Consider the following 12,700-nt stretch of genomic DNA (forward strand, 5'->3'; position numbering starts at 1 on the left):
GTACTCCGGAACAGAGTTTTCATTATTTTTTATTGGTTTGTTCTTTTAAATCACCTTTGAAAAAACTGCTGAAAATAGTCTGCATATTAGGAAATGACGAATCCTGCCAATAGGATGTCTTGTAATTACTGTTGTCTTTATCAAACTTCACTTTATCAATATCATTGTCATTGCTGAAATTAAGTTCTGTTGGATAAAAATTAGTATAAAGTGTTATCTGATTGTAATTGGGTTCACTTTTATGTTTCAATTTTACAAAAACAAGTTCATTATATTCCAGGAAATCTTTCAGGGTTTTTTCAGATCCTTTTTCAAAAGACATGTTTAAAATTGTTTTTATATCGTAAAATCTATATCCAAAGAATGAAAATTCTTTATCCTGAAGGGCTGCACCAGTAATCTCTATTTGATCTTTATGTTCACCCTTCAACTCTTTAACGGTATTTCTTTTTGTTTTATATTCTTCCGGGTTTCCAACATTTTTAAGTTTGGGTAGTTCCAGAGAATTGCTATAATCCCATTTTGAAGTTTCTTTTTTCTCATTTTTAGATTCTGCCAGCCTGAAAATTCTGTATTGTTCTACATTGGTACTTTTCAGTTTTTTGGATTTATTATCAAAAATGTAGGTTACAATTCCGTCTGCATAACTATTCAGTTTATTGTTCACCGTTACATAAGCATTAAAATTTCCTTTGATGAAAATGTATTTGGCAGGCTTATTATTTTTAATAACAACTGTTTCAATTTCTTTCACCTGGTCATTGATTTTAATGACTGGCTGATCAAAATCGGAATAGGATAGGGTGGCAACCAGAAAATTATTATAAACCAGCTGAAACTTTTCTTGGGCAGGTGACAGCGATTGCTTGTCAATCTTACCATCAATATCAGAGTAGGCGAGTATGCTTCCGTCTTTGCCAAATACGGAAACTCTGGGAAGAGGATTATTATTTTTTTCAGAAACAAATGTAATGACCTGTGCATTTGTGAATACGGAGATCAAAATGAACAGAAGGTAAACAAAGTGAATTTTTTTCATTGCAGTATTTTGTTTTTGGTGTTAATAGTAAAAACAGACTTCTATATAGAGACGAGAAAAACAGAAAATGGTTGCCTGAAAATTCTTATTGACGTCACTGCATAAAAAAAGACTGATCGTTAAACAATCAGTCTTTTATAATTTTATTTTGTTACAAGTCCTTAGAAAGGATACTCATAAATTTCGGATTCGTGTAAGAATGGGTTTCCTGTAGGAATCAACTTCAGTTTAGATAAAGCTGAAAGAACAGTAAACATAAATAATCCAGCTACGAATAGAACTGCTCCCAGGATTAACAAGAATACTTCAGGAGTGTTCCAGTATGGTCCTACCGTTCCCGGCATTACCATGTTGAAGTAATCTAAAAGGTGTCCTAAGATAACTACTACTGCCATTGTGGTAACTACTTTGTAGTTTCTCTTGATGCTGCTGCTTACTAATACCAATAGTGGTAATAAGAAGTTTACAATCAGCATTGGTAAAAACGTTGTACCATAGTGCTGGAATCTACCGAAGAAATAGTTAACCTCTTCCGGAACGTTTGCATACCAGTAAAGCATGAACTGAGCGAACCATGTATATGTCCAAAGCATACTTGTAGCGAAAAGGAAAACTCCTAAATCGTGTAAGTGGTTGTCATTGAACTGTGGTAAGAAACCATTTTTCTTAAGATAAACACTTAATAAGATGATTACAGCAATACCACTTGAAAGGCAGCTAACCATTGAATACCAGATATACATTGTAGAATACCAGTGAGGGTCAATAGACATCAACCAGTCCCAAGCCCAAGCTGCAGAAGCAAATCCGAAGAATACGATATAACCTACCGCCCATCTGTAAAGGAATTGATACTCAACTTTAGATTTAGTCTCATCTACTTTTTTAGACTGAGCTTTCAGTTTCCAAGCGAAGAAAGAGGCACCTAGTACATAGATGAACGTTCTGATTGCATAGAAAGGAATATTTAAGAATCTTTTCTTTTCAAATAGGATCACGTCAAAATGAGCAGACTCTGGATTTGTCAATTCAGGGTCCATCCAATGGAATAAATGACCATTATGAGTGATGTTTAAGATCATCAGGATAATCAGGATTGCACCACCGTAAGGAATATAAGAAGCAATAGCCTCCATTACTCTTGTGATGATAATTGGCCATCCTGCGTGAGCTGCGTGCTGAATACAGTAGAAGAACAGTACAGCGCAACTTACTCCAAAGAAAAAGACTGCTACAAAGTGCAGCGATGCTAATGGCTGGTTGTGAACCTGAAGCTCAGCATGCTCTAAATGAGCTGCGTGATCCTGTGGCCCAACCATTTCACTTGAGTGTGTAGGAGCATCATGACCAGAAGCATGAACAGCTTCCATCATTTGTTCTATTTTCTCAGTAGAAATTCCTTTGTTCATAAAGAAACCAATACCGAAAAGAACTAAACCTACAACAAGAAGTATTATAGAAGTTGATTTTAATTTTGGTGAAAAACTATACATTTCTTTTCTTATTTTTTAGTTTCGGTAGTCGTTTCAGTTGTTGCTGCTGCCGCCGCTGTAGCTGCTGCCGGTGCTGCTGCTCCTTTTTTGAAAGCACTCATCACATACAATGCTACTCTCCATCTGTCTCCTGCGTTCAGTTGTCCCGCATAAGATCCCATGGCATTTCTACCGTTTGTTAATACATAATGAACAGATCCTACAGTAATTTCTCTGTCTGCATAGTTGGGTACTCCAGAGAATGCCCCACTTTGTACGATAGGTCCTTGTCCATCACCTCCTGTTCCGTGACATGCCGCACAAGTGTGATCAAACAAGATTTTTCCTCTTTCAATATCCTTTGCTGCATTAGCTGGATTTAGAGGAGATACTGTAAGTTTTTTAGAAGCATCATACCCAGCGTTGTACTCGTCAACATTTTTAGGTAGTAAGCTTTCTTCAAAAACGCCATCTTTATTTTGAGAAACAGATCCTTCTACTGGAGCAAGACCTGTTGCACCACTATTTTTAACAAAAGCAGGAATTTCATTTTCATGATCTGAATAAGCATCCTGTGCTTTCATCAATGGATCATAAGCTACCGGAAAATACATATCCGGGAAATATACCAGCGGAGTATTGTCCTTTGGTCCACAAGAGTTAAGTAAAACCGTTGTTAAACCTAAAACCGCTGTAATTTTTAATACATTCTTTTTCATTTTAAGCGTCTTTAACAGTTATTTCTTCAACTCCAGTTTCAATAAGCAACTGTTTTACAGATTCTACATCTTCAGTTACAAATTCCATCATGAATTTATCATCAGTAGTTCTCGGGTCTGGGTTCTGAGCAGGAGCTCCTGGATACATTTTGTTTCTAACCAAGAAAGTTAAAGACATCATGTGAGCAGCACAGAATACCATTAATTCAAACATTGGAACTACGAATGCCGGCATGTTGTGTGCCCAGTCAAAAGCTGGTTTACCACCGATATTCTGTGGCCAGTCATGATTCATCACATACCAAGTTACAGTAGCACCGATAGTAACACCGTAAAGAGCATATAAGAATGCGGCATCAGAAATTCTGGTTTTCTTTAACCCTAAAGCCTTGTCTAGTCCGTGAACCGGAAACGGAGTATACACTTCGTTTATAGCGATTCCTTTATCGTTGAATGCCTTAACGCCGTTCATTAAATCGTCGTCGTCAGCATAAAGTCCGTATACAATTTTAGTGGTGCTCATCTCCTTCTTTTGCTTTATAAGTTTCACCTGAAATTTTCAGAATCGATTTTAATTCAGCCTGTGCAATTACAGGGAATGTTCTTGCGTATAATAAGAACAAAACAGAGAAGAATCCGATAGTTCCTAAATATACACCCACATCAATGATCGTTGGCTTAAACATTGTCCATGATCCTGGTAAGTAGTCTCTTGAAAGGTTGATAACGATGATATCAAAACGCTCAAACCACATACCGATGTTGATGATTAATGCAACAATGAATGTCCAGATAATGTTCGTTCTCGCTCTTTTGAACCAGAAAGAAGCAGGAATCACAAGGTTACAGATGATCAATGACCAGAATGCCCACCAGTAAGGTCCTACAGCAGCACCTGGAGAAAGATATGTAAAATCTTCAAATCTAGATCCTGAGTACCATCCGATGAAATATTCAGTAGCATAAGCTACAGTTACCATACCACCTGTAAGAACGATTACGATGTTCATAATTTCGATATGATACATTGTAATATAGTCTTCTAAGTGACAAACTTTTCTTGCAATTAACAATAGTGTTTGTACCATTGCAAATCCTGAGAAAATCGCACCAGCTACGAAATAAGGAGGGTAGATTGTTGAGTGCCATCCTTTAATAACTGAAGTTGCGAAGTCAAAAGATACGGTAGTGTGTACTGAGAATACAAGTGGAGTTGCCAAACCTGCAAGAACCAAAGAAAGTTCTTCGAATCTTTGCCAGTGTTTTGCTTTACCACCCCAACCGAATGCTAGGAATGTATAAATTTTCTTAGTCCAAGGGGTTTTAGCTCTATCTCTAATCATTGCAAAGTCAGGGATTAGTCCCATGAACCAGAATACAGTTGATACTGAGAAATACGTCGAGATCGCAAATACGTCCCAAAGTAGAGGAGAGTTGAAGTTCCCCCAAAGAGAACCGAATTGGTTTGGTAAAGGGAATACCCAGTATCCAACCCAAACTCTACCCATGTGGATTACAGGGAAGATTGCTGCCTGTACAACCGCAAAGATCGTCATCGCCTCTGCAGATCTGTTTACAGACATTCTCCATCTCTGTCTAAATAATAATAATACTGCGGAGATTAGGGTCCCGGCGTGACCGATACCTACCCACCATACGAAGTTGGTAATATCCCAACCCCAGTTAATAGTTCTGTTAAGCCCCCATGCTCCAATACCTGTCCCGATAGTGTAAGCGATACAGCCGAATCCATAGAGGAATAGAACTAGTGCAGCATATAATGAGATCCACCATAATTTACCTGCTCTTTCTTCGATAGGTCGTGCGATATCTTCTGTAATATCGTGATAAGTTTTGTGACCAATAATTAGAGGTTCCCTTATCGGAGCTTCGTAATGTCCTGACATTTTTTACCTATTTATTATTTAAACTTTAATTTTCTACTCTGTTTCTTACTTTAGTATGATAGAACACGTTTGGTTTTGTGCCGATCTCCTCTAGTAAATAATATCTTCTGTTAGATGCATATTGCTCTCTAATTGCAGAATCTTTATCATTCATGTCTCCAAATGTCATTGCTCCGGTAGAACAAGCTTTAGAACAAGCAGTCTGGAATTCTCCATCCTTCACTTTTCTTCCCTCTTTCTTAGCCTCAAGAATAGTATTCTGAGTCATTTGGATACACATTGAACATTTCTCCATTACCCCTCTAGTTCTTACAACTACATCCGGGTTAAGTACCATTCTTCCTAAATCGTTGTTCATGTTGAAATCGAACTTGTCATTTAGGTTATAAGTAAACCAGTTGAAACGTCTTACTTTGTACGGACAGTTGTTTGCACAATATCTTGTACCGATACATCTGTTGTAAGCCATATGGTTTTGACCTTGCTTACCGTGTGAAGTAGCCGCTACTGGACATACAGTTTCACATGGAGCGTGGTTACAGTGCTGACACATTACAGGTTGGAAGATTACATCCGGGTTGTCTGCAGGGTGGTTTAATGCTCCTCCGTCTCCGAACGCAGTACCATACAATTCTGGTACAGCCATTCCTTCTTTCAATCCTTCGTATACTTCTACCTTTTGTCTTGATGAATAGTAACGGTCAATTCTTAACCAGTACATATCTCTTGACATTCTTACTTCTTCTTTTCCTACTACAGGAACGTTGTTCTCTGCCTGACAAGCAATAATACATGCTCCACAACCAGTACAAGAGTTCAAGTCGATAGATAAGTTGAAGTGAGGTCCATCCGTATCATCGAAAGCATCCCAAAGGTCGATTTTTCTCGCTGGAAGTGCTCCACTGATCGTGTGGTATTCCAAAGGCTTATTCCATCCCTTGTGTTCATCATCAAAAGCAACGTTAATGAATTCAGCTAAAGGAACTTCCTTAGCGATTTCATAACGACCCATTAATGTATTTTGAAGCTGGATACCTGCAAATTCGTGGTCTTCTCCTGTCTTCTCTATTTTAACACCTGAAAGAGCAAGGTTAGAACCATCAAATAAAGGATAAGCGTTTACCCCTGTATCTGCAGTTGCTCCTGAGTTTTTCTTACCATAACCAAGTGCAAGACCTACAGATCCTTCAGCTTGTCCTGGCTGTACAAATACAGGAACGTTTTCTATTTTAACTCCGTTTACAGTAAGGTTTACAATAGAACCATCTAACTGCATTCTTGCATTAAGATCGTTGTCAATTGCAAACTTCTCTGCGTCTTTAGGAGAAATTGTAAGGTAGTTATCCCAAGACATTCTTGTAATTGGGTCAGGTAATTCTTGCAACCAAGGGTTGTTCGACTGAGTACCATCTCCCATTGAAGTCTTAGTGTATAATACTAATTCTAATTCAGAAGCTTTAAAGTTTCCTAGTTCAGCAACAGCCTGTGCAGCGTTTCCACCTGCATAAGATAAAGTTGCTGTGTTTGTAGAAGCGTTGATACCGTTGTACAATGCTTTGTTGAAAGAAGTACTACCTAAAAGTGAAGCTGAGCTTGCTTTTAAATAATCGTAGTAATTGTTTGCGGCATTGTTTTTACCATTCTTCCAAACCAATAGAGACTCTTCAATCTGTCTTGATTTGTAGATTTTCTGGATGGTAGGCTGCATCAATGAATATACTCCTGTCTGTGGTTCGATATCTCCCCAAGACTCTAGCCAGTTAGCTACAGGAATTACAGCTTTCGCTGCTTTGTACATTTCATTTTTCTTATCTGCTACTGCAACTACGTAAGGAACTTTTGATAAAGATTTTTTGAAATCTTCTCCTTTTGGATGAGAGTAGATAGGGTCTACGTTGTTTGTAACTAATACACCAACTTGTCCACCGTTTACCCATCCAAGGAATTCCTGGTATCTTGCACCGTTAAATTCTTTCAGTAAGTTTGCTTTACCTGTGAAAGCTACTGAACCTAATTTCTGGTTGATTAAGTGTGCTAAAACCTGTGCTCCTTTAGAACCGTCAGCAAAAACAACAGCTTTGCTTCCTTTTGCTTTCAATTCGTTAGCAATTTCAGTTGCAGTCTTATCAGAAGTACCAGCACCTACGATTGCATTGTAAACTTCAACTAATGTTTTGTTTACAGCACTTGGTTTTAATCTGTATCTTGAGTCAGCATTAGCACCAGTTAATGACAGGTTAGATTCCACCTGGATGTGTCTCAACATGCTTGCTCCCGGTTTTCTAGCTGCTGCATAAGAAGTTTCTAAGCTTGAAGCGTTATAGTCTCCTAAGAAATCAGCCTGGAAAGCAACTACCAATTCAGAACCTTTAAGGTCATAAACAGGCAATGCTCTTTGTCCGAATACTTCCTGAGCTGCATCTAATCCTGCAGAGTAAGGGAAAGCATCATAAGTTACTAATTCAGCTGTAGGATATTTAGCTTTGAATTCAGCGAATAACTTTTTGAAAGTTGGTGAAGCAAAAGAGTGTGATAAAACCACAATCTTTTTGCCAGACGCTTTAGCTTCTTCTAAACCTTTAATAACGAAGCTGTCTACTTTATCGAAAGTTTCGTCTTTACCGTCTAGTTTAGGCTGCTTTACTTTATCATTATCATAAAGAGAAAGTACACTTGCCTGAGCTCTTGCGTTAGTTTTACCTAAATCGCCACCAGCCGGGTTTGGTTCAATTTTGATGGGTCTACCTTCACGGGTTTTTACTAAAACACTAGCAAAGTCGAAACCGTCAAAATATGTTGAAGCGTAATAATTAGGGACTCCCGGAATAATATCATGCGGCTTTACCACATAAGGAATCGTTTTGATTACCGGAGCTTCGCAGGCAGCTAAAGTAACTGCTGCTGTAGAGAATCCTAGCAATTTAAGGAAATCTCTTCTTGAAGTACTTGATCCGTTTTTCTCAGCATCTCCAAGGAAATCTTCTACCGGAATTTCTTCCTGAAACTCTTTAAGAGCCAGCTTACCATTTAAAGCTGGGTCTTTAAGTTCATGAATACTTCTGAATTGTATTTTGTTTGAAGCCATTTATACTTCTAATTTTTTAGTTATTAATAATGACATTTACCACACTCAAGACCTCCAATTGCATCTACAGTGATCTTACCTCCATCTTGTGGATATTGTTTTTTCAACTTGTCATGTAGATTTTTGAAGTACTCTTTATTATAACCGTTGTTCATATCAACTTCAGTCGTTCTGTGGCACTCGATACACCATCCCATAGTAAAGTCGTTAGCCATTTGAACAACATTCATTGTATCAATTTTACCGTGACAAGCTTTACATACAACATCAATTTTGTTGTTAGGATTCTTTTTGTTGAAAGAATTGATGATTGCTTGTTCTCCAGCAATTACGTGCTGTGAGTGGTTGAAGTAAACGAAGTCTGGCATGTTGTGGATTCTTGTCCATTCAACCGGTTGTGTTTTTCCTGTGTACTGTTGTTTTGCAGGATCCCAACCTGTTGCCGCGTAGATCTTCTGGATTTCTCCGTCATAGAATGCCTTATCTTTTCCTGGCTCCATGTAGTGATCTGCGTTATATTCGGAAATTGTTCTGTGACAGTTCATACAAACGTTCATAGAAGGAATTTCAGATACTTTTCCGTATTTAGCACTAGAGTGACATAGCTGACAGTCAATTTTTTGTTCTCCAGCGTGAATTTTGTGAGAGAAGTAGATAGGCTGCTCAGGTTTGTAACCTTTGTAAACCCCAATCCACATCAACCAGTTCCATACTCCATAAGCAGCTAAAATAGCAAGAATTGCTAATAAACCTTTACCAATGTAGTGGAACTTCTCATACATTTCACTGAAAGAACGAACTCTTGTTTCGTTAAGCCCAGCTAAATCTTCAGATTGACCCAGTTTTACCAATTGTCTTAGTTTTACTAAGATCCAAACCAGTAAACCTGCGATCGCTAAAAGTGAAATGATAACAACGTTTGTAGTAGTTTTGTCTGCAGGTGCTGCCGCAGCGGCGTCAGTTGCAGGAGTTGCTTCCGGCTTTTTCTCTTCCGGAGCAGGAGGATTAGTCGTGAAAGCTAAAATGTCGTCAATATCCTTATCTGTAAGATTTGGAAAGACCTGCATTTCAGTCTTATTAAACTTTTCAAAAATCTCATTGGCGTATTTATCCCCAGAAGCTCTCAGAGCTTTGTTGTCTTTGATCCACTTGTGAAGCCAATCTTTGTCTACACCACCTTCTGTCTTTACTCGTTCTACAACCCCCTTTAATGGTGGTCCAACAACTTGTTTGTCCAGCGCGTGACATGCAGTACAATTCGCTTTGAAAAGTTTCTCTCCGTTTTTAGGATCGCCGTCTTGCCCGTAAAATGAAGCACTGGTTGATAGCAATAAGCCTATTGCGATCAACGTTTTTTTATAATGCTTTCTCCAACTAATCATTTAAATTATCTTATGTTAGTAAATTATTGAACATTCAATCAATTCGGCAAAAATAATATTTTTAACAGGAATTTAACGGTATATCTAAAAGGGAAAATATCATTTACGTTTAATTTGTATTGATTCTAAATAACCTGTTTGGTATAGTTTTTTAATTTGTATAAATTTGCGAAAACAAGTTTAAATGAAAAATTTGATTAAAATATTTTCGATATTATCACTATTTGGTTTTTATAATATTGAAGCCCAGCAAGTTGTTAAAAAAGATACCCTTTCGGGTACGGAACTTGTTATGACAATGGATTCCAAAATAAATGCAGCTTTGGAAGGAATTGAAGGAAAATGTGCTAAAGTTACTCCCGCAAATTATCCTAAAGATTCCGGTTCCAATGATATTGGAGTTTCTACAGGGATCAATACAAAACCTCCCAAAATCTTTGTGCCGAGCAGAGAACTTACGAATGCTGAAATTTGTAAGAAAAATCCTAGAATTTTAGGTTTTAAAATTCAGATTACTACTGTGAAAAGTAACGAAGAAGCCAATGAAGTAAAGTCTTATTTCAGAAAAAGATTCCCTAACCTTAAAGTGGAAACGGATGCTTCTTTAAGACCTAACTACAAGATTTTGGCAGGAAGTTATTTCACAAAACAAAGTGCGGCTGGTGATCTTTCAAGAATCAGAGAATATTTTAAATCTGCGGTAGCTGTACAGTACAGAATTTTCTGTGCGGAAGCAAAATAGAATTGAATTCATTTCAACATAAAAACAAAAAAGCTGAGAAATTTTCTCAGCTTTTTTTATTGGTAATAAGTTTCCATAAACCAGAAAAATTCAGCCATTCGAAATAAATTGTTGGCCAGTAGATAGACAAATAGTAAGATCACAGTTAATGTTAAGACTGACATTACTTTACGGGACGATCTGTAGGAATAAAAAAGCCATCCCAAAAGAAGTGGATACACGAAAACAAAATGTCCTCCATAAATGGATGAAGTGTGAAGTCCGAATCTCATAACACAATGAATCACAATGTCAACGAAAAAAGAAATGGCGATAACCTGAACCCATTTGTTTTTGAAATTTTTAAAATAACTCCAAATAATCAGGGTCAATAATATGGTTATAAAAAAGTAAGGAAAAGCAGAAGAATAAAGGTCCATATAAAGTCCTTTAAAGTCGAATCCCTTCATATTGTGTTTATCCGAAATAATAAATCCAGGGAAAAGAATATTGCCTCCGAAAAAGAAGGAGAGAATCATGTCCCAAGTGGGCATTGATTCTACATTAGAGAATTTTTCGTACTGCTGGTTGGTTTTGGAAAATATATTCTGATATTTAAAATCAATTCTATTCAAATAGAGTAGTACAAAACAAATTACTGCAATTGTTACCCTAAACACTGCATTTCCGAATTTTTTCCAGTCTCTGAAAAGATTTTTTTCAAAAAGGAGGGGAATGAAAACTTTTATAAAATTGGTAATAGTAAGCCCGCCGATGGTAATTCCGGCAAGCGAAAGAGCAATTGCGGGTGTTTTTTCTTCTTTTCTGAGTTTTATTGCTGCGTAATAATTGTATAATGAAAGTAAAAACAAGGTGTAGGTGAAATTTTCCGGAGTAAAGGACAATATGATATTGGTTGAAAAAACTCCAAAAAACAAAATGATTAATACACTTAACCATAGCGGGAGACAGATAATGTTTTTTAAATATTTAAAAACCTGAACAATGTTTAAGCTGATAATAATATTGCTGAGCCAAGCCAGTGTAAGCCTGAAGTTGGTGTCCATTTTTCCGCCTGAAATGAATAATGAGAATTCTCTTACCCAATTGAAAAAATAATAGGATAGAGGATGTCTTTCAAAGCTTCCTCCTGTCATAAGGATAGATTTGTTATCAAAACTGAAATAAGCATCCCATGGAATTCTGCTGTCAAAAATAATTCTGTAATGAAGGGCGATGTATGAGCCTAAAATTCCATAGCAGATCATAAAAAAAAGAAAGACAGCCAGCTCGGTGTAAGTGGAAGGAAAAATAAGTTTAAAGAAATTGATTGTTTTTGTTTTGATAAGAGACACGTGTCAGATTTTTTGCAAAAGTAAAATAAAAAAACCACCAAAGCTGGTGGTTATGTAAAGATTGTATAAACGTTGTTATTGTTTTATTACTTTTTCTGTTTTCGATGTTCCATCAGAAAAATCTACTTTTAATAAATAGATTCCTTTCGGAAGCGAAGAAATATCTAATCTTTCAGAAGTATTATTAAGTAGAGATTTTCCGCTCGCATCAATTACAGTTGCAGATTTGATTTTTTTATCTGCTTTGATGTTGATTTCTCCTCTTGTTGGATTTGGATAAATGGAAATACCGCTGTTTTTTGTTTTTGAAGTTTCAGATGTACCAAGAGTTCCATTAGCAACAACCTGTACATCATCTACTGAAACAGCATCAGCATCAGTTGCCATATACTGGAATCTTATTTTTACATTCGCCTGTCCTATGTATGTACTAAGGTTTTTTTGTACAGTAACCGTGTTATAAAAATCAGTATCTATATTACCATCACCGTCATCAGTAAAGCCGGGTTCGCTATCTTCATTCCAAAGAGTAACCCAGTTAGTTCCCCCATCTATTGATATCTGTGCCAGAAGATTTCCTTTGTTCAGGCTTATCATATAGCCCCAGCCAACTTTTACTTTGAAGCTTAGGGTTGGACTTGTCGCTCCAGCTAAACTGAATGAAGGGCTTGTAAGGTATGCTGTGTTAGAGCCAGCAATCCAGTCAATAGTAGCAGAATTATTTCCGGCAATAGTAAATCTCGTTTTGAGTTCAATAGAAGATGCTGAAGTTCCGGAAAAAACAGAACTTGTTAAATCCCATGCTCTTGATGCGTTTGTGTTAGTTTTAGTCCATCCTGTTGGAGGAAATGTCGCTCCTTCGAAATTTTCCGAAAGTAGGGTCTGGGCATTGCCGTAAAAGCATGATGCCAATGCTAAAGAAAGTACAATTTTTTTCATATTAAAGATTTTTCTAAATATAGTGAAAATATTTAATATGATGATAATATGGTAATTAGATATGTCTTTTGTTGTTGAAAT

At 37.0% G+C, this 12,700-nt stretch carries 10 protein-coding genes; 1 reads left to right on the forward strand and 9 read right to left on the reverse strand.

Annotation, left to right across the window (positions count from 1 at the left end; all coding sequences use genetic code 11):
- Positions 1–22: 22 nt before the first annotated feature.
- From CHRYMOREF3P_RS14755 to CHRYMOREF3P_RS14785, 7 genes are all read right to left on the reverse strand, one after another.
- Positions 23–1,039 (reverse strand): hypothetical protein, encoded by a 1,017-nt coding sequence (locus tag CHRYMOREF3P_RS14755; RefSeq protein WP_077413367.1) that lies wholly within the window; start codon positions 1,037–1,039, stop codon positions 23–25.
- Positions 1,040–1,200: 161 nt separating this feature from the next.
- Positions 1,201–2,532: a hypothetical protein gene (locus tag CHRYMOREF3P_RS14760; RefSeq protein ID WP_047380198.1), complete on the reverse strand. Its 1,332-nt coding sequence runs from the start codon at positions 2,530–2,532 to the stop codon at positions 1,201–1,203.
- 8 nt (positions 2,533–2,540) lie between these two features.
- Positions 2,541–3,230, reverse strand: coding sequence for a c-type cytochrome (locus CHRYMOREF3P_RS14765; protein WP_077413368.1), 690 nt, complete (start codon positions 3,228–3,230; stop codon positions 2,541–2,543).
- A 1-nt stretch (position 3,231) separates the two neighbouring features.
- Entirely contained in the window at positions 3,232–3,753 is a 522-nt protein-coding gene (locus CHRYMOREF3P_RS14770; RefSeq protein ID WP_047376185.1) for a DUF3341 domain-containing protein, read from the reverse strand.
- On the reverse strand, positions 3,740–5,137 hold the full coding sequence (nrfD, locus tag CHRYMOREF3P_RS14775) for an NrfD/PsrC family molybdoenzyme membrane anchor subunit (protein ID WP_077413369.1): 1,398 nt from the start codon (positions 5,135–5,137) through the stop codon (positions 3,740–3,742). The genes CHRYMOREF3P_RS14770 and nrfD overlap by 14 nt, the downstream gene beginning before the upstream one ends.
- Before the next feature lie 25 nt (positions 5,138–5,162).
- Entirely contained in the window at positions 5,163–8,222 is a 3,060-nt protein-coding gene (locus tag CHRYMOREF3P_RS14780; protein ID WP_180564931.1) for a TAT-variant-translocated molybdopterin oxidoreductase, read from the reverse strand.
- 23 nt (positions 8,223–8,245) lie between these two features.
- Positions 8,246–9,604 carry a c-type cytochrome gene (locus CHRYMOREF3P_RS14785; RefSeq protein WP_047380202.1) on the reverse strand — a complete coding sequence of 453 codons (1,359 nt, stop codon included), beginning with the start codon at positions 9,602–9,604 and terminating at the stop codon, positions 8,246–8,248.
- Positions 9,605–9,788: 184 nt separating this feature from the next.
- Between CHRYMOREF3P_RS14785 and CHRYMOREF3P_RS14790 the strand changes: the two genes are divergently transcribed.
- On the forward strand, positions 9,789–10,346 hold the full coding sequence (locus tag CHRYMOREF3P_RS14790) for an SPOR domain-containing protein (RefSeq protein WP_047380203.1): 558 nt from the start codon (positions 9,789–9,791) through the stop codon (positions 10,344–10,346).
- A 56-nt stretch (positions 10,347–10,402) separates the two neighbouring features.
- On the opposite strand, the gene CHRYMOREF3P_RS14795 is transcribed toward CHRYMOREF3P_RS14790, so the two are convergent.
- Both CHRYMOREF3P_RS14795 and CHRYMOREF3P_RS14800 read right to left on the reverse strand, forming a co-directional pair.
- Positions 10,403–11,680, reverse strand: coding sequence for a DUF6080 domain-containing protein (locus tag CHRYMOREF3P_RS14795; RefSeq protein WP_232539034.1), 1,278 nt, complete (start codon positions 11,678–11,680; stop codon positions 10,403–10,405).
- 75 nt (positions 11,681–11,755) lie between these two features.
- Positions 11,756–12,619: a T9SS type A sorting domain-containing protein gene (locus CHRYMOREF3P_RS14800; RefSeq protein ID WP_180564932.1), complete on the reverse strand. Its 864-nt coding sequence runs from the start codon at positions 12,617–12,619 to the stop codon at positions 11,756–11,758.
- Positions 12,620–12,700: the final 81 nt, after the last annotated feature.

Origin of the sequence: Chryseobacterium sp. JV274 (assembly GCF_903969135.1) — a bacterium.
Taxonomy (GTDB): Bacteria; Bacteroidota; Bacteroidia; order Flavobacteriales; family Weeksellaceae; genus Chryseobacterium.

Coding starts and splice junctions, on each gene's coding strand:
- CHRYMOREF3P_RS14755 (WP_077413367.1), bottom strand. CDS start 1,039: ATGAAAAAAATTCACTTTGTTTACCTTCTGTTCATTTTGATCTCCGTA.
- CHRYMOREF3P_RS14760 (WP_047380198.1), bottom strand. CDS start 2,532: ATGTATAGTTTTTCACCAAAATTAAAATCAACTTCTATAATACTTCTT.
- CHRYMOREF3P_RS14765 (WP_077413368.1), bottom strand. CDS start 3,230: ATGAAAAAGAATGTATTAAAAATTACAGCGGTTTTAGGTTTAACAACG.
- CHRYMOREF3P_RS14770 (WP_047376185.1), bottom strand. CDS start 3,753: ATGAGCACCACTAAAATTGTATACGGACTTTATGCTGACGACGACGAT.
- nrfD (WP_077413369.1), bottom strand. CDS start 5,137: ATGTCAGGACATTACGAAGCTCCGATAAGGGAACCTCTAATTATTGGT.
- CHRYMOREF3P_RS14780 (WP_180564931.1), bottom strand. CDS start 8,222: ATGGCTTCAAACAAAATACAATTCAGAAGTATTCATGAACTTAAAGAC.
- CHRYMOREF3P_RS14785 (WP_047380202.1), bottom strand. CDS start 9,604: ATGATTAGTTGGAGAAAGCATTATAAAAAAACGTTGATCGCAATAGGC.
- CHRYMOREF3P_RS14790 (WP_047380203.1), top strand. CDS start 9,789: ATGAAAAATTTGATTAAAATATTTTCGATATTATCACTATTTGGTTTT.
- CHRYMOREF3P_RS14800 (WP_180564932.1), bottom strand. CDS start 12,619: ATGAAAAAAATTGTACTTTCTTTAGCATTGGCATCATGCTTTTACGGC.